The organism is Novosphingobium sp. Sphag1I (assembly GCF_056279125.1).
Map to the genome: position 1 here is coordinate 97,031 of NZ_JBWBQS010000015.1, position 16,120 is coordinate 113,150.

16 protein-coding genes and 1 pseudogene are annotated in these 16,120 nt (G+C 62.0%); 11 read left to right on the top strand and 6 right to left on the bottom strand.

Annotated elements, in window-relative coordinates; translation table 11 throughout:
- Positions 1-101 precede the first annotated feature (101 nt).
- Positions 102-2,375, top strand: a complete 2,274-nt coding sequence (locus tag ACZ9HU_RS17050) for a TonB-dependent receptor (protein WP_476106692.1) — start codon at positions 102-104, stop codon at positions 2,373-2,375.
- A 71-nt stretch (positions 2,376-2,446) separates the two neighbouring features.
- Complete coding sequence (locus ACZ9HU_RS17055) at positions 2,447-3,226, top strand: SDR family NAD(P)-dependent oxidoreductase (RefSeq protein ID WP_476106693.1); 780 nt, start codon at positions 2,447-2,449, stop codon at positions 3,224-3,226.
- Positions 3,227-3,259: 33 nt separating this feature from the next.
- On the opposite strand, the gene ACZ9HU_RS17060 is transcribed toward ACZ9HU_RS17055, so the two are convergent.
- From ACZ9HU_RS17060 to ACZ9HU_RS17080, 5 genes are all read right to left on the bottom strand, one after another.
- Positions 3,260-4,051, bottom strand: coding sequence for a ThuA domain-containing protein (locus tag ACZ9HU_RS17060; RefSeq protein WP_476106695.1), 792 nt, complete (start codon positions 4,049-4,051; stop codon positions 3,260-3,262).
- Positions 4,051-5,070, bottom strand: coding sequence for a zinc-binding dehydrogenase (locus tag ACZ9HU_RS17065; protein WP_476106697.1), 1,020 nt, complete (start codon positions 5,068-5,070; stop codon positions 4,051-4,053). The genes ACZ9HU_RS17060 and ACZ9HU_RS17065 overlap by 1 nt, the downstream gene beginning before the upstream one ends.
- A complete protein-coding gene (locus ACZ9HU_RS17070) occupies positions 5,067-5,495 on the bottom strand; it encodes a nuclear transport factor 2 family protein (protein ID WP_476106700.1) in 429 nt (142 codons plus the stop codon). The genes ACZ9HU_RS17065 and ACZ9HU_RS17070 overlap by 4 nt, the downstream gene beginning before the upstream one ends.
- An 84-nt stretch (positions 5,496-5,579) precedes the next feature.
- Positions 5,580-5,948, bottom strand: coding sequence for a Rieske (2Fe-2S) protein (locus ACZ9HU_RS17075; RefSeq protein WP_476106702.1), 369 nt, complete (start codon positions 5,946-5,948; stop codon positions 5,580-5,582).
- 20 nt (positions 5,949-5,968) lie between these two features.
- On the bottom strand, positions 5,969-7,003 hold the full coding sequence (locus ACZ9HU_RS17080) for an NADP-dependent oxidoreductase (RefSeq protein ID WP_476106704.1): 1,035 nt from the start codon (positions 7,001-7,003) through the stop codon (positions 5,969-5,971).
- Between the two features lie 141 nt (positions 7,004-7,144).
- Here ACZ9HU_RS17080 and ACZ9HU_RS17085 point away from each other — a divergent pair, with 141 nt between their 5' ends.
- Entirely contained in the window at positions 7,145-7,555 is a 411-nt protein-coding gene (locus ACZ9HU_RS17085; protein ID WP_476106706.1) for a nuclear transport factor 2 family protein, read from the top strand.
- A gap of 27 nt (positions 7,556-7,582) precedes the next feature.
- Here the strand turns inward: ACZ9HU_RS17085 and ACZ9HU_RS17090 are convergent, their stop codons facing one another.
- Complete coding sequence (locus ACZ9HU_RS17090) at positions 7,583-8,473, bottom strand: LysR family transcriptional regulator (RefSeq protein ID WP_476106707.1); 891 nt, start codon at positions 8,471-8,473, stop codon at positions 7,583-7,585.
- 86 nt (positions 8,474-8,559) lie between these two features.
- On the opposite strand from ACZ9HU_RS17090, the gene ACZ9HU_RS17095 reads away from it, so the two are divergent.
- The 8 genes and pseudogenes from ACZ9HU_RS17095 to ACZ9HU_RS17130 form a co-directional block, all read left to right on the top strand.
- A complete protein-coding gene (locus ACZ9HU_RS17095; protein WP_476106708.1) occupies positions 8,560-10,056 on the top strand; it encodes a CoA-acylating methylmalonate-semialdehyde dehydrogenase in 1,497 nt (498 codons plus the stop codon).
- Between the two features lie 6 nt (positions 10,057-10,062).
- Positions 10,063-11,205 carry an acyl-CoA dehydrogenase family protein gene (locus ACZ9HU_RS17100; RefSeq protein ID WP_476106721.1) on the top strand — a complete coding sequence of 381 codons (1,143 nt, stop codon included), beginning with the start codon at positions 10,063-10,065 and terminating at the stop codon, positions 11,203-11,205.
- Positions 11,202-12,287, top strand: a complete 1,086-nt coding sequence (locus tag ACZ9HU_RS17105) for an enoyl-CoA hydratase/isomerase family protein (protein WP_476106709.1) — start codon at positions 11,202-11,204, stop codon at positions 12,285-12,287. The genes ACZ9HU_RS17100 and ACZ9HU_RS17105 overlap by 4 nt, the downstream gene beginning before the upstream one ends.
- The gene (locus tag ACZ9HU_RS17110; protein ID WP_476106710.1) at positions 12,284-13,066 is read left to right on the top strand and encodes an enoyl-CoA hydratase-related protein; all 783 of its coding nucleotides are present in this window, start codon (positions 12,284-12,286) and stop codon (positions 13,064-13,066) included. The genes ACZ9HU_RS17105 and ACZ9HU_RS17110 overlap by 4 nt, the downstream gene beginning before the upstream one ends.
- A gap of 35 nt (positions 13,067-13,101) precedes the next feature.
- Entirely contained in the window at positions 13,102-13,989 is an 888-nt protein-coding gene (gene mmsB / locus ACZ9HU_RS17115; protein ID WP_476106722.1) for a 3-hydroxyisobutyrate dehydrogenase, read from the top strand.
- A gap of 21 nt (positions 13,990-14,010) precedes the next feature.
- Complete coding sequence (gene bktB / locus ACZ9HU_RS17120; RefSeq protein WP_476106711.1) at positions 14,011-15,198, top strand: beta-ketothiolase BktB; 1,188 nt, start codon at positions 14,011-14,013, stop codon at positions 15,196-15,198.
- The gene (locus tag ACZ9HU_RS17125; protein ID WP_476106713.1) at positions 15,195-15,989 is read left to right on the top strand and encodes an enoyl-CoA hydratase-related protein; all 795 of its coding nucleotides are present in this window, start codon (positions 15,195-15,197) and stop codon (positions 15,987-15,989) included. Before bktB ends, ACZ9HU_RS17125 begins: the two co-directional genes overlap by 4 nt.
- 36 nt (positions 15,990-16,025) lie before the next feature.
- Positions 16,026-16,120: pseudogene (locus tag ACZ9HU_RS17130) on the top strand (electron transfer flavoprotein subunit beta/FixA family protein); the annotation flags it as partial.

Genomic DNA, 16,120 nt, shown 5'->3' on the forward strand with positions numbered 1-16,120 from the left:
CACCTATGATTTGTTGCAGTAGGTTCGTTTGCCATCCCAAGCTTAGTTTGCGCCGGAAGGAAAGGGGCATACCCCTTCGACAATCCACGGAGAGGAAAGACATGCAGAGCATCTTTGCAAGGCGCACAATTGGCGCGCTATTGATCGGTTCGTGTCTGGCGGGGATGCCCATGGCGGCTCTGGCGCAACAAACGGCGGGGGCGCAGGTGAGCGTTGTTCCGGTTGACAGCAATGCGATCATCGTTACCGCGCGGCGCCGTTCCGAAACGCTGCAAACAACGCCGGTTGCCATCACCGCGATCAATGCCGCAATGCTGGACAACAAGGCTTCGGCCAATATCGGCGATCTGACCGGCTCGGCGCCGGGCCTGCTTATCACCCAACAGAACTCCGGCGCGCAGGCCGCCAATCTGTCGATCCGCGGCTTGACCTATGCCGATATCGAAAAGAGCCAGACCCCGACCGTGGGTGTGGTGGTCGATGGCGTGACCATCGGCACCAACACCGGCCAGTTGCAAGACGCCTTCGACATCGAACAGCTCGAAGTGCTGCGCGGGCCGCAAGGTACGCTCTTTGGTGCCAACACCATCGGCGGCGTCATCAACATTCGCCGCACAAAGCCGACGATGAAGAACGGGGTCAAAATCGAAGGTTCCTATGGCCAGTGGAACACATGGAACACCAAGGCCGTGGTCAATGTCGGCAATGGTTCCTCGCTTGGCGCCAAATTCTGGTATTTCCACAATCAGACCGACGGGTTCTATAACAACGTCACCACCAAGAAGCCCAGCGGGTGGAGCAAGAGCGACAATTTCGGCGCGGCCCTGCGCTATCGGCCGGAAAATTCTACGTTTGATGCGATCCTGACGCTGGAAAACACGGTCCAGAATTTCGATCCGGTCGTCGCCAATATCGCCAACAGCAGCGAGCTGTTCTGTGCGTTTGAACCGGCACAGGAATGCAACCGCAACAATACTACGGGCATTTATACGACCTTCAGTCAGAGCGCGACCAGCAATTACAAGGCCCCCGCCGCCACGCTGGAAATGAATTACGATGTGGGCGGGGTAAAGCTGACCTCGATCACCGGATGGCGCCACAGCAAGGAATATCAGACGCAGGACTTTGACGGTTCCTCGACCGACCTTTATTACGTCGATCGTCGCCAGCGCTACACCCAGGTCAGTCAGGAATTGCGCGGCGCGGGCAAGCTGTTTGAGGGCTTCGATTACGTGGTCGGCCTCTTCTATTTCACGTCTAACTATAATTTGACACAATGCTCGCGTGTGTTTGGCTTCAGCCCGAATACGCCGCCTTGCGTGTTCGATACCAACGCGCAAAGCGTCTATGGCAAGACCGAAAGCTATGCCGCATTTGGTGACTTCAACTGGGCGGTTGCGGATAAATGGCGCATCTCGTTTGGCGGCCGCTGGAGCCATGACGACAAGCAATTGACCAATAGTTTTGCCACCAGCGGTCTGGTCGGATCGGGCAAGCGGGGCTTTTCCAAGTTTACGCCCAAGATCGGCGTCGACTATCGCCCCAACGCAAACATGATGTTCTATGGCAGTTGGTCGCGCGGCTATCGTTCGGGCGGGTTCAGCCCCCGCGCCGCCACGGCGGCCACCGCCAGCACGCCGTTCCAGCCCGAAACGGTCGATTCCTATGAAATCGGCGCGAAATTCGATGCGCTCGATCGCATGCTGCAATTCAACGTGGCCGGGTTCATTTCCGATTACAAGAACATGCAGCAGAACACCACAATCCCCGGCGGCCCCACCGGCAACCAGACGATTACCAGCAATGTGGGCGGCGCGACCATCAAGGGCTTGGAAATGGACGCCACCTTGCGGCCCATGGACGGGCTGAAGCTGACGGCCAGTGCATCGATCATGGATTCGCATTTCCGCAATTTCGTGGTCGGCAATATCTATAACGGGGCGATTGTACCCTTCGATTATTCCAATAACCGGCTGATCTATGCGCCCAAATTCTCCGGTTCGATCAATGCCGAATATATGGCCAAAACCAGCTTTGGCAGCGTGGTGACAACCGTCGGTCTGCGCCATATCGATCCGTACGATTCGCAGATCTCGCTGGGCGGGCTGACACCTGTGATGTCGGGCACCACGGTGACCAAGGTTATCGTCAACGGCAATGACGCCCGCGTCCGTACCGCTACACAAGACCTGCTTGACGCCAGCATGACCGTCAATTTCAAAATGCAGGGGGCCGATGCCTATGTCCGCGTGTTTGGCCGCAATCTGGCCGATACGCGCACGACCACGGCGGCCTTTACCGTGGCGGGCCTGTGGTCCTTTGCCTCGGCGCTTGAACCGCGCACCTATGGCGCGACGTTGGGCGTAAAGTTCTGATATTGAGATGAAAATAAGGGGCGGCGCGGGGTATCTCGTGCCGCCCTTTTTCCAAGCAGGAGAGATTCGATATGGCACGGCTAGAAGGCAAAGTGGCGCTGGTGACGGGCGGGGCATCGGTGCCCGGATTGGGCAGCAGCACTGCCGTCCGCTTTGCACAGGAAGGCGCGCGCGTCTATTTGACCGACCGTGATCTGGACGGCGCGGAAAAGGTTGCCGCAGGCATTCGTGCATCGGGCGGCCATGCGGTGGCGCTGCATCAGGATGTGACCAGCGAGGCGGATTGGGACCGGGTGATGGCCGCGATTGACGAGGCGGAGGGGCGGCTCGATGTTCTGGTCAACAATGCCGGGATCGCGGTTCTGGGCATGATGGACACGGTCAGCACCGCCGATTGGCAGCGCCAGATCGACGTCAATCTGACCAGCGTATTCCAGGGCGCAAAGCGGGCCATGGCGATGATGCGTCGGGCTGGCGATGACGGGAAAGCGCGTGGCGGCTCGATCATCAATATTTCTTCGGTGGCCGGGTTGATCGGTGTGCCGGGCTGCGCCTCCTATGCCGCGTCGAAGGGCGGGGTGCGTCTGTTGACCAAGGTTGTGGCGCTGGAAGGCGCGGGCGATGGCATACGGTGCAATTCGGTGCATCCCGGCATGATCGCCACCAATATTCAGGGCGTGGCTCTTGAAGACAATGCGGCCAATTATGATGCGACCATGGCGTTGATCCCGATGGGCTATATGGGCGCGCCCGATGACATTGCCAACATGAACCTGTTCCTCGCCTCGGACGAGGCACGCTATATCACCGGCGCAGAAATGGTGGTCGATGGCGGGATGACGGCTCGCTAAAGGCTCAAGGCGGGCGTTGCGGCGCCCGCCACCTTATTGCCCGGCCACCCAGCGCAGCGCGTTTTCCACCAGCCGCCGGTAATGCGGATTGTCATAGGCCGCCACCCCATCGCCCGGTTGCAGATAGGCCAGTCGGCTGTTGATCGCCATCTTGGTCCAGCCGATCAGCGATGAACCGGGCGGATGATCCCAGCCATCGCGACAGAACATCTGTCCCCGCACCGCCAGATCCGCCGACCAGAAGTGATCGCGGGTAAAGTCGGCATCACTGGTCATCAGCGGCTCGACCAAATCGGTAAACACTTCGGCCAGATAGAGTTCGTCCTGCATCGTAAAGCTGGCGGGCAGGCCCGCCGTGATCGGATGAGGCATCACGCTGGCCTGATAGGCCACATCATGGCGATAACCGCTGTCCAGCCTGTCCGCTCCTCGCACATGGGCAGGGCGATAGAGGAATTGTCCACCCAGCCATTCGTGATAATCGCCCCATGTCGGCCATCCGGCCAGCGCATGATGGAGCGCCAACACACCCTTGCCCTGTTCCAGCAAGGCGCGGAAGCCGACCTGCAAGGCGGGCGAGGGATCGATGAAGGCGGGCGGTGCATCCGCTTCGAAATCCAGCCCCGGCATATCGTAAAGCACCAGCGCATCAAAATCGCGCATGCCGTCCGGGTTCATCAACAGCGCGGCGGCGGGTTGATCGACCATCGTGGCCGAAACCCCTTCCATGGCCTGAAACACCGCATCAAAAGCGGTGCGGTCAAACGGATGCCCGCGCACCGCGACCAGCGCGCGCAAAGGGGCATGGTGGCGGATGATCGGCATCAGCGGCTCACTTTCACAATGGTTTTGCCGATGTTGGCTCCGCGCATCATGCGTCCATAGGCCGTCAGGACATTCTCGATGCCCTCGCTCTGGTCAAAGGGCATGGATAGACGCCCATCGCGCGCCCATTCGCGCAGAATCGGGGGGAAGGCTCCGCCCGCGGCCAGCACATCGGGGATGAAAAAACCCTCGATCCGCAATCGCCGCATTAACACTTGATCGAAACGCGCCGGGCCGGGCAAGGGCGCCCCGCCATAGGCCGCCACCATGCCGCAGACCGCCACGCGCCCATAATGCGCCATATTGGGCAACACCGCATCCAGCAGCGGCCCGCCGACATTATCGAAATAGGCATGAATGCCGCCGTCTATGTCCGAGAGTGCTGCCGCTACATCTTCCCCCCGATAATCGATGGTGCGGTCAACCCCGATCACCTCGCGCAGATAACGGCACTTGGCCGGTCCGCCCGCAATCCCCACCACGCGCGCGCCCAGATTGCGGCCGATCTGACAGGCCATCACCCCGGTCGCCCCGGCCGCGGCCGATACGGCCAGCCACTGTCCGGCCTTGACCTGCGCCACATCGCAAACGCCGATATGCGCGGTCCAGGCATTGAGCCCCAGCACGCCAAAGGGATCGCGCGGATCGGCCAGAGGCTCTGCGATCCGCTCCAGCCCGGCCAGCGAGGGAACCATCACGGACAGTTCGGCCCATTGCCCAAACCCGCGCACTAGATCGCCCACGGCAAAGTCGGGATCGCGGCTTTCGCACACACGCCCCAGAACCAGCCCGACCATCGTTGCCCCCAAGGCCAAGGGCGGTTGATAGCCATCGGTGCGGCCCGTCATCCACATCCGGGTGCCCGCATCCATCGAGAGATAATCAACCGCAACCTGCACCTGGCCCTCGACCAGAGGGGCTGGCGTTTCCTCATGAAGGCTCAGGGCGGCGGCATAATCATGCCCGTCGGGATGGGCATCGAGCCGCCAATAGCGGTTGCGCGCCATGGCTGCGATCACAGACCTTTCGGGCCGATCTGGCGATGGATATTGCGAAAGGTGCGGCGGCTGAAATACCAGCGCCCGTCGATCCTGATGCATTCATCGTCATATTGCCCCCGGTCGCGGTGGACGCCATCGGGCCAGTCATAGACCTCGGCCGTATAGGAGCGCATCACGGCTTTGTCGCCATGCACTTCGATGCTGCCCGGCCATGCCTCGAACATGATGCCGGGGTAATGTTTCATCGCCTCCACCCACATGGCGACGATGGCTTCGCGGCCATGGGTGGTGCCGATTTCGGGATAGTCGGGCAGCGACCATTGAGCATCATCGGCCCATGTCGCGCCCCATGCCTGCGCGTCGCAGCGCGTGACGGCGTCGGCATAGGTTTCCAGCAATTCGCGCAGGGCAAGGCGGTCTTCGGCAGGGCCGGTAAAGGGCATGGATGCTCTCCCACTTCTTGTTTCACGCGATCATAGGGCCTCGCACCGTGCCGCGCGCCTAGCGCATTGCACAGGCGCGCGCGTTCAGACCTCGACCGGCGTTTCATCCATGCCCGGCGGGCGGGCGGGCACGGCGACCTCGACCATGCCATCGACCACGCGCAGATCAAACTGGCGCACCGCCGGATAGGCCCCGCCGATACAGCGCCCATCGGCCAGATCGAAACGCGCGCCATGCAGCGGGCACATGATCGCTCCGCGCCGGATTCGCCCGTTGGACAGCCGCGATGCGGCATGGGTGCAGCGGTCGTTGAGCGCCACCCATCCATCATCATGGCGTGCCAGCAGCACCTGCCATCCGCCGACGGCATGGACGGTCATCTGTCCATCCGCCATCTGCCCATCCCCGATCTCGGTTTCGGCGCCCAGCCGGTGCCAGACCACATCGCTCACTCGTGCATTTCCTTTCCCGATTATGCTATTTCCACCAGAGTCTTGCCGATGGTTTTTCCCTGCATCAAGGCGATGAAGGCTTCTGGCAAGTGGTCAAAGCCGTAATGCACATTTTCCAGCGGGCGAAGTTGCCCCGCCTTGTGCAGCCGGTCGAGCATCGCCTGTGCCTCACCCAGCCTGTCGGCATGGTCATAGGTCAGGAAACCGCGCATCGTCACACGCTTGACCACCATCTGCCACAGGTTTTGGACGCCATAGGGGTGGTCGGCATCATTATATTGCGCGATCATGCCGCAGAGAGGGATGCGCCCTTTTTCACGCATCCGGGGCAATACCGCGTCGAGGGTAGGCCCGCCGATATTGTCGAAATAGACATCGAACCCTTCGGGCGCGACCGCATCCAGCGCTGTGCCCAGATCACCCTCGACGGCGCGATAATCCACCACCGCATCCGCGCCCAGTTCGCGCAGGACCTGCGCCTTGTCCGCGCCGCCCGCCATGCCCACCACCCGGCACCCCGCCGCCTTGGCCAGCTGCACCACCGTGCTGCCCGTGGCGCCCGCCGCCGCGCTGACCAGCACCGTCTCGCCCGCTTTGGCCTCGCCCACGGCAAACAGGCCCACCCACGCCGTCAGCCCCACCGGGCCCAGCGCGCCCATATAGCTGCGCAGCGGCACATTGGCGGCGGGCGTTACGCGCTCCAGCCCCAGCGCATCAGGCCCGATGACGAAATGATCCGACCATGTGGCAAAGACCCGGACATAGTCGCCCACCCGCCAGTCGGGATGGTGCGATTCCACAATCTGGCCCAGCGACATGCCATTGACCGGCGCGCCAAGCGCAACCGGGGGCAGATAGGAGGGGCGGTCATCGAGAAAACCGCGAATCGCCGGATCGACCGATCCGACCAGCATCCGCACCAGCATCTGCCCTTGGCCGGGCCGGGGCATCGGGGTTTGCGACAAGGCAAAGCAATCCGGGGTCGGCACGCCGACCGGGCGGCGGCGCAGGATGATATGGCGGGCAAACGCCGGAAGGGTTGGGGGTAAGGCCATGGCGGGGCATCCTGTTTGTTTTGTTACCGCTTGATAGGGCGCGTGGCGGCCCGATGGCCTCTAGCCTTTTCGCTAGGTGGTGATCGTCCCATCAACGGCGATGATGGGGCCAGATCGAACAAGAACAAAAAGGATGCCGCCATGACCCCGGACGAGATGATCGCTTTCGTTGATGAACTCTATGAACTGACCGGCACCGGCCAGTGGGACGCGGCGGCAGAGCGTCTGACCGATGATTTCGTGGCGATCGAGGCCGATGGCCTGCCGATGGAGGGATCCTATCGTGGCAAGAGTGGTCTTTATGATCTGTTCGTCAAGGTGATGGGCATGATGGATGTGGTGGCGATGGACCGGGTGGAAACCACCGCCGGACGGGACCATGCCGTGACGATCCTTTCGCTGCGCTTTGCCGATCCGGCGCTGGAACCCGCAGAATTGTGCGAAGTCTTTCGCTTTCGCGATGGCAAATGTTGCCAGATCAAACCCTATTATTTCGACCCGGCCACCATCCACGCCGCGGTTGCCGCCAAGGCGCGGGTTCAGGCACAATGAGCCTTGCCCGATCGCCTGACCGCACCATCAAGGCATGAGCAGTTTGTGTCTGGCCTTGGTCGTCTCGGTCAGCCAAGTGTGAACGGCGCGAATGCGTTGAAGGCTATGGGTGTCCTTATGCGTGACCAGCCAGAAGCTGCGGATAATCACCTGATCGGGCAGGACGCGGACCAGTGCGGGATCGCCGTCGCCCATAAAGCAGGGCAAAACGCCGATGCCGCCCGATGCCGCCAGGATGCGATGTTGGGCAAGGATCGATGTGGAGCGCAGATTGGCAACCAGATCGGCGTCGATCTCGGACAGATAATTGAGTTCGGGCGCATAGATCAGTTCAGGGACATAGCCGACGAGTTGATGGCCCGATTTAAGATCCCTCGTCTGATGGATCGCCGGGCGGCCTGCCAGATAGTCCGGGGTGGCGTAAAGTCGCAAAGCGTAATCAGACAGTTTCCCTGCGATCAGCGGACCGGATTTGGGGCGGGACAGAAGAACGGCGATGTCCGCCTCGCGCCGCGAAGGGCTGAGAAATCCACTGCTGGCCACCAGATCGATCACCAGTCCGGGATGGCGCGCGGCCATATCGCCCAGATTGGGCGCCACGACCCAACTGCCAAAGCCTTCGGAAACGCTGATCCGCACATGGCCGGTCAGTCCCGAATCCGGGCTGCCTGTTTCCAGTTCCCGGCTCGCCTGCGCCATGCCCTCAACCGCGACCAGCACCCGTTCGCCGGCCTGCGTCAGGATCTGACCCTCGCGCGTTTGTTCAAAGAGCGTGACGCCCAGCCGATTTTCAAGGCGGCGCAGGCGCCGACTGACCGTGGTGGCGTCCATGCCCAGGGCCTCACCGGCCATGGCGAGTTTGCCCGCGCGCGCGACGGCCAAAAAGGTTTGAAAATCGCTCCAGTCCGTGACCTGCATTTTTGCATCTTAGGATGCAAATACGATGGTTGCCATAGAGATTTGTCGGTTTACTCCATCGGCAACAAGATTTTGAGGAGAGCCAGATGCGCCTGATTGACCATCATATTGTTGGCACCGCCGCCGGGGCAACCGGGCGCAGGTCGCCGGTGCTGAACCCTTCGGCGGGCGAAGTGCAGGCCGAGGTGGTCTTGGGCGATGCCGCGCTGCTGGAACGGGCGGTGGCCGCCGCTTTGGCGGCCCAACCGGCATGGGCCGCGACCAACCCCCAGCGCCGCGCCCGCGTGATGTTTGAATTCAAGCGTCTGGTCGAGGACAACATGCAGAGCCTGGCCGAACTGCTGGCCAGCGAGCATGGCAAGGTGATCGCCGATGCCAAGGGTGACATCCAGCGCGGTCTGGATGTGATCGAGTTTGCCTGCGGCGTGCCCCATTTGCTGAAGGGTGAATATACGCAGGGCGCGGGCCCCGGCATCGATGTCTATTCGATGCGTCAGCCTGTTGGCATCGGTGCGGGCATCACGCCTTTCAACTTTCCCGCGATGATCCCGATGTGGATGTTTGGCGTGGCGATTGCTTGCGGCAATGCCTTTATCCTCAAGCCTTCGGAGCGCGATCCTTCGGTGCCGGTCCGCCTGTGTGAACTGATGCTGGAGGCGGGCGCACCAGAGGGCATTCTGCAATGCGTGCATGGTGACAAGGAAATGGTGGACGCCATCCTCGACCACCCCGCCATCGGCGCGATCAGCTTTGTCGGCTCGTCGGACATCGCCAACTATGTCTATGAACGCGGCGCCCGCAATGGCAAGCGCGTGCAGGCGATGGGCGGGGCCAAAAACCACGGCATCGTGATGCCCGACGCCGATATGGATCAGGTGGTGCGCGATCTGTCGGGCGCGGCCTTCGGTTCGGCGGGCGAGCGTTGCATGGCGCTGCCCGTGGTGGTGCCGGTGGGCGAGGGGACGGCAGAGCGTTTGATCGAAAAGCTGCTGCCCGAAATCGAGAGCCTGCGCCTTGGCATTTCGAGCGATCCTGATGCCCATTACGGCCCGGTCGTCACCGGCGATCACAAGGCCCGCGTTGAGGGCTGGATCGCCAAATGCGAGGAGGAAGGGGGCAAGATCCTTGTTGATGGCCGCGGCTTCACTCTGCAGGGCCACGAAAAGGGCTTCTTTGTCGGGCCGACGCTGATCGATCATGTTACGCCCGACATGGAAAGCTATAAGAACGAGATCTTCGGGCCTGTCCTGCAAATCGTGCGTGCGGTCGATTTCGAAGCGGCCCTCGCGCTGCCCAGCAAGCACCAATATGGCAATGGCGTGGCGATCTTTACCCGCAACGGCCATGCCGCGCGTGAATTTGCCGCCCGGGTCAATGTGGGCATGGTAGGCATCAACGTGCCCATTCCAGTGCCGGTGGCCTATCACACGTTTGGCGGATGGAAACGCAGCGCCTTTGGCGATACCAATCAGCATGGCATGGAAGGCATCAAGTTCTGGACCAAAATCAAGACGATCACCGCCAAATGGCCTGACGGTTCGTTCGACGGCGGCAATGCCTTTGTTATTCCAACGATGGCCTGACCTATGATGACGGATGCCTTCACACTTTCGCCGGATCAACTGGCCATACAGGAAGCGGCGCGCCGATTTACGGCCGATGCGATCACCCCCCACGCCGCACGCTGGGACGAGGAACATCACTTCCCGCGCGAGGTGATGCAGGCCGCCGGTGAAATGGGCTTTGGCGCGATCTATGTCGGCGAGGAGAGCGGCGGGATCGGGCTGGGGCGTCTGGAAGCGGCGCTGGTGATCGAGGCGATGGCCTATGGCTGCGCGGCGACCAGCGCCTTTATCTCGATCCACAATATGGCCGCCTGGATGATCGACCGCTTTGGCAGCGCGGATCTGAAATCGCGCTATCTGCCCGCGCTGGTGGGGATGGAGCAGTTGGCCTCCTATTGCTTGACCGAGCCGGGCAGCGGGTCGGACGCTGCCGCGCTGTCGACCACGGCGCGGCGGGATGGCGGTGATTATGTGCTCAACGGCACCAAGCAGTTCATATCGGGCGGCGGGGTGAACGATGTTTACCTCATCATGGTGCGCACAGGTGAGGCCGGGGCGCGGGGAATTTCCTGCGTCGTGGTGGAAAAAGGTATGAAGGGCGTCAGTTTTGGCGCGCCGGAGAAAAAGCTGGGCTGGAACGCTTCGCCCACGGCACAGGTCATTCTGGACGATGTGCGCGTGCCGGTCGCCAATCTGTTGGGGGCCAAGGGGGACGGTTTCAAGATCGCCATGGCGGGCATCGATGGCGGGCGGGTGAACATCGGCGCCTGCTCGCTGGGCGGGGCGCAGCGCTGCCTTGACGAGGCGGTGCAATATACCAAGGACCGCAAGCAGTTTGGCAAGGCGATTGCCGATTTCCAGAACACACAGTTCCAATTGGCCGACATGGTGACCGAGCTGGAGGCGGCGCGCGCGCTGCTCTATATCGCCGCCAGCAAGATCACGGCGGGTGCGGGGGACAAGACCGCCTTTGCCGCCATGGCCAAGCGTTTCGCCACCGATACCGGCAGCAGCGTAGTGGACCGGGCGCTGCAGATGTTCGGCGGCTATGGCTATCTGCGCGACTATCCGATCGAGCGCTTCTGGCGCGATTTGCGTGTGCATCGCATTCTGGAAGGCACCAATGAAGTGATGCGCCTGATCATTGCGCGGGAGTTGTTGAAGTGAGCCTTGATGACGCATCCGCCACGCCGGAAGTTCTGGTTCGTATCGAGGGCGCGGCAGCTATTCTCTCGTTGAACCGCCCACGCGCGATCCATGCGCTGACGCTGGATATGGTGCGGGCCATGACGGGCGCGTTGCTCGACTGGCGCGGGGATGATCGGGTGTCCGCGGTGCTGATCGGCCATGCGGTGGATGCGGGTGGTGATCCCAAACTCTCACGCGGGTTCTGCTCGGGCGGCGACATCAGCCTGCTGCGCCAATCGGCGCTGGAGGATGGTGTGGCCGGGAGGCGTTTCTTTTACGAGGAATATCAGCTCAACCACCTGCTCTTTACCTATCCCAAGCCGGTGGTGGCGTTCATGGACGGCATTACGATGGGCGGAGGCGTAGGCATTTCCCAGCCCGCCCGGCTGCGTGTGGCGACCCAGAACACCCGCCTTGCCATGCCGGAAAGCGGGATCGGCCTGTTTCCCGATGTCGGTGGCGGCTGGTATCTCTCGCGCCTCGCGGGCAGGCTGGGCCAATATCTGGCGCTGACCGGCGCGCGGCTTGATGGGGCGGAATGCGTCTGGGCAGGGCTGGCGAGCCATTATCTGCCCGCCGCCGACCTGCCGCAGGCCAAGGCGCGGATGATTGCGGGTGAGGCCCCCGATGCGGTGCTCGATGCAATGGCCGCGCCCGCGCCTGAGGCGAAAATCGCGGCCCATGCCGATGCCATCGCCCGCCTGTTTGCCAGTGACCGGCTGGAGGACATCCTCGCCGCTCTGGAGGCGGATGACAGCGATTTTGCCCAAACCACACTGACCACGATCCGCACCAAGAGCCCGACGACCTGCAAGGTTTCGTTGCGGCAATTGGCCACAAGCCGGACATTGCCCGACTTCGCCGCGAATATGGCTATGGAATATCGCATCGGCGCAAGGGTGCTGATGCTGCCCGATTTTGCCGAAGGGGTGCGGGCGGTCATCATTGACAAGGACAATGCGCCGCAGTGGTCGCCCCCAACGGCAGAGGCCGTGACCGACACGATGATCGAGAATATTTTTGCGCCTCTTGCGGCACTTGAGGAATGGAAACCACTATGAGTTACGAAACGATCCTCGTCGAAACGCGCGGTGCGGTGACGCTCATCACGCTGAACCGGCCCAAGGCGCTCAACGCGCTCAATTCGCAGGTTTGCGCCGAACTGGTCAAGGCTTTCGCCGCATTCGAGGCCGATGATACACAGGGCTGCGCCGTGTTGACCGGCAGCGGCGACAAGGCTTTTGCAGCGGGTGCCGACATCAAGGAAATGGCCGAAAAACCTGCCGCCGATTTCTTTCTGGGCGATTTCTTTGCCGATTGGCAGGCGTATATTGTGCGCACCACCCGCAAGCCGTGGATCGCGGCGGTCAACGGTTTTGCATTGGGCGGCGGCTGCGAACTGGCGATGATGGCCGATTTCATTCTGGCGGCCGATACCGCTAAATTCGGCCAGCCAGAGATCAAGCTGGGCGTGGCGCCGGGCATGGGCGGATCACAGCGTCTGACCCGTGCGGTGGGCAAGGCCAAGGCGATGGAAATGTGCCTGACCGGCCGCATGATGGGCGCCGAGGAAGCCGAGCGCAGCGGTCTTGTGGCGCGCATCGTGCCTCTGGCCGATCTGGTCGAGGATGCGGTGAAAACGGCGCAAACCATCGCGGGAATGCCGCGCATGGCCGCGATGGTGAACAAGGAAATGGTCAATATCGCCTTTGAAACCGGCCTCGAACAGGGCCTCCTGACTGAACGGCGGCTGTTCCAGATCCTCACCGCCACTCAGGACAAGGCCGAAGGGATGGCAGCCTTTGTCGAAAAGCGTCAGCCCGTCTGGAAAGGCCGCTAAAGGCCGAAAGGCTTCAGGCCAACGGGCCGGAGCGTATAAAAGGAGAGGTTTGCATGAAAATTGCATTTATCGGTCTTGGCAATATGGGTGGCGGCATGGCGGCCAATCTGGCCAAGGCAGGTCATGATGTCCGGGCCTTCGATCTGGCTGAAGCGGCGCTGGAGCGTGCGCGCGCCAATGGCTGCACCACTTTTGCCACCGCGCGCGAAACGGTGGCGGGCGCGGATGCGGTGGTCTCGATGTTGCCCAATGGCGCGATTGTGAAGTCGGTCTACAGCGCTGATGTGCTGGGTCAGGCGCCTGTTGGCGCGCTGCTGCTGGATTGCTCGACCATCGATGTTGCCACGGCGCGCGAAGTGTCGGTGATGGCCGAGGCGGCAGGTTATCGCATGGTGGATGCTCCGGTGTCCGGTGGGATTGCGGCGGCCAATGCGGGGACGTTGACCTTTATGGTGGGCGGCCCGGCCGACAGTTTTGCCGCGGCCGGGCCGATCCTTGCGCAAATGGGCAAGGCGGTGATCCATGCGGGCGAAAGCGGGGCCGGACAGGCGGCCAAGATCTGCAACAACATGCTGCTGGGCGCCTCTATGGTGGCCACTTGCGAGACGTTCAAATTGGCCGAGCGGTTGGGTCTGGATCTCCAGACCTTCTATGACATTTCCTCCAAAGCGTCGGGACAATGCTGGTCGATGACATCCTATTGCCCGGTGCCCGGCGTGGGGCCGACGACGCCTGCGGACAATGGCTATCAGGGCGGTTTTGCCACGGCGCTGATGCTCAAGGATCTGAAGCTGGCCATGGCCGCGGCGCAGGCTGCCGGGGCGCCGGTGCCGATGGGGCATCGCGCCGAAGAACTTTATGCCGCCTTTGATGCGGCGGGCAATGGCGGCGTGGACTTTTCCGCCATTATCAAAACACTTTAATTGCAAATGCAGGAGCCGGTTATGTCGGAAGCCCAGAATATATACATTGTGTCCGGTGTACGCACGGCGATCGGCGATTTTGGCGGTGGGTTGAAAAATTTCATGCCCTCCGAACTGGCGGGCATGGTGGCGGCCGAGGCTGTGAAGCGTGCAGGCGTGGCACCCGGCGATATCGGCCATGTCGTGTTCGGCCAGGTCATCCCGTCCAGTGCGAAGGATGCCTATCTGGCGCGGGTTGCGGCGCTCAACGCAGGCGTCCCGGTGGGAACGCCGGCGCTGACGGTCAACCGTCTGTGCGGATCGGGGCTTCAGGCGATCATTTCGGCGGCCCAGATGATGAAGCTGGGCGAGGCTGAGATCACGCTGGCGGGCGGGGCAGAGAGCATGTCCAACGCCCCCTATCACGATCATGGCCAGCGCTGGGGGCGCAAGATGGGCGACGGGGCGCTGGTGGACGCGCTGGTGCAGACTTTGTCCGATCCGATTGATGGCTATCACATGGGGATTACCGCGGAAAATGTTGCGGCGCGCTATAATGTGACCCGCGAGCAGCAGGATGCGCTGGTCGTGGAGGGCCATGCCCGAGCGGTCCGCGCGATTGCCGATGGGCGTTTCAAGGACCAGATCCTGCCCATCGAGATCAAAACCCGCAAGGGTGTGAGCGTGTTCGACATGGACGAACACCCGCGCGCCGATACCAATATGGAAACCTTGGCCGGTATGAAGCCGGTGTTCAAAAAGGATGGTACGGTTACCGCCGCCAATGCCAGCGGCATCAACGATGGCGCGGCGGCGGTGGTGCTGGCCACGGGTGGTGTCGTGGCGCAAAAGGGTTTGAAGCCTTTGGCGCGCATTGTCAGTTGGGGCCATGCCGGAGTCGAACCCGCCTATATGGGCATTGGTCCGGTCAAGGCGGTGCCGATTGCGCTGAAACGTGCGGGGCTGACGCTGGCGGACATGGATGTGATCGAGGCCAATGAGGCTTTTGCCGCGCAGGCGCTGGCCGTGGCGGGCGAACTGGGCTTTGATCCAGCCAGGCTCAATCCCAACGGCAGCGGCGTCGCGCTGGGGCATCCGGTAGGGGCGACCGGCACGATCCTGACGGTAAAGGCGGCCTATGAATTGCGCCGTACAGGCGGGCGATACGCTCTGATAACCATGTGCATCGGCGGTGGCCAGGGCATTGCCATGGTGATCGAGGCGGTATGATGACGGACTATCGCTTCATCAAGGTTAGCCGTGCGGGTGATGTGATGACCATCGCATTGAACCGTCCGGACAAGCTCAATGCGCTGACGCCAGCGGTGTTTGACGATTTGTGCGCGGCGTTTGACAACGCGGTAGCGCAGGGCGCGCGGGCGGTGGTGTTGACGGGAGAGGGGCGGTTCTTCTGTTCGGGCGCCGATATTGCTCCTGATGGGGCGGGGTATGAGGGCCTGCCAAAGGATCTGGGCGCGCTGCTGGATGCCCATTACCATCCTTTTGTGCGCAAACTGGCCGCTCTGGAGATTCCGGTGGTGACCGCGCTTAACGGTCCCTGTGCGGGTGCAGGGCTGAGTGTGGCGCTGGCCGGTGACATCGTCGTGATGGCGCAAAGTGCCTATCTCCTACTGGCCTTCGTTAACATTGGTCTGGTGCCGGATGCAGGCGCGACATGGCTGGTGGCGCGCAGCGCGGGCAGGGCGCGGGCACTGGAAATGGCGCTGCTGGGTGAACGTATGGGCGCCGATGAGGCCAAGGCGGCGGGGTTGGTGACGCGCGTTGTGGCCGAAGATGCTGTCCTGATCGAGGCGCAGGCGCTGGCCGCCCGATTGGCCGCGGGGCCGACCAGAGCGATGGGCATGATCCGACGTCAGGTGGCGTATGCGCTGGAGAATGGGCTGGACGCGACGCTGAATGTGGAGCGGGATAATCAATCCATTGCCGGGCAAACGGAAGATTTTGCCGAAGCAATCAAAGCCTTTGCGGAGAAGCGCAAGCCGCAGTTCTCTGGTTGCTGAAATATTTGTATAAAACGGTTTTGAGAAGGTGATGCCATGAAGCTTTTGGTGCCGATCAAGCGCGTGCTTGACTACAACGTGAAGCCTCGAGTGAAGGCGGATGGTTCGGGCGTTGATTTGGCCAACGTCAA

Bases quoted from the DNA above. Each gene is read 5' to 3' on its own strand.
- ACZ9HU_RS17050 (WP_476106692.1), top strand. From the start codon at position 102: ATGCAGAGCATCTTTGCAAGGCGCACAATTGGCGCGCTATTGATCGGT.
- ACZ9HU_RS17055 (WP_476106693.1), top strand. From the start codon at position 2,447: ATGGCACGGCTAGAAGGCAAAGTGGCGCTGGTGACGGGCGGGGCATCG.
- ACZ9HU_RS17060 (WP_476106695.1), bottom strand. From the start codon at position 4,051: ATGCCGATCATCCGCCACCATGCCCCTTTGCGCGCGCTGGTCGCGGTG.
- ACZ9HU_RS17070 (WP_476106700.1), bottom strand. From the start codon at position 5,495: ATGCCCTTTACCGGCCCTGCCGAAGACCGCCTTGCCCTGCGCGAATTG.
- ACZ9HU_RS17080 (WP_476106704.1), bottom strand. From the start codon at position 7,003: ATGGCCTTACCCCCAACCCTTCCGGCGTTTGCCCGCCATATCATCCTG.
- ACZ9HU_RS17085 (WP_476106706.1), top strand. From the start codon at position 7,145: ATGACCCCGGACGAGATGATCGCTTTCGTTGATGAACTCTATGAACTG.
- ACZ9HU_RS17090 (WP_476106707.1), bottom strand. From the start codon at position 8,473: ATGCAGGTCACGGACTGGAGCGATTTTCAAACCTTTTTGGCCGTCGCG.
- ACZ9HU_RS17095 (WP_476106708.1), top strand. From the start codon at position 8,560: ATGCGCCTGATTGACCATCATATTGTTGGCACCGCCGCCGGGGCAACC.
- ACZ9HU_RS17100 (WP_476106721.1), top strand. From the start codon at position 10,063: ATGACGGATGCCTTCACACTTTCGCCGGATCAACTGGCCATACAGGAA.
- ACZ9HU_RS17110 (WP_476106710.1), top strand. From the start codon at position 12,284: ATGAGTTACGAAACGATCCTCGTCGAAACGCGCGGTGCGGTGACGCTC.
- bktB (WP_476106711.1), top strand. From the start codon at position 14,011: ATGTCGGAAGCCCAGAATATATACATTGTGTCCGGTGTACGCACGGCG.
- ACZ9HU_RS17125 (WP_476106713.1), top strand. From the start codon at position 15,195: ATGATGACGGACTATCGCTTCATCAAGGTTAGCCGTGCGGGTGATGTG.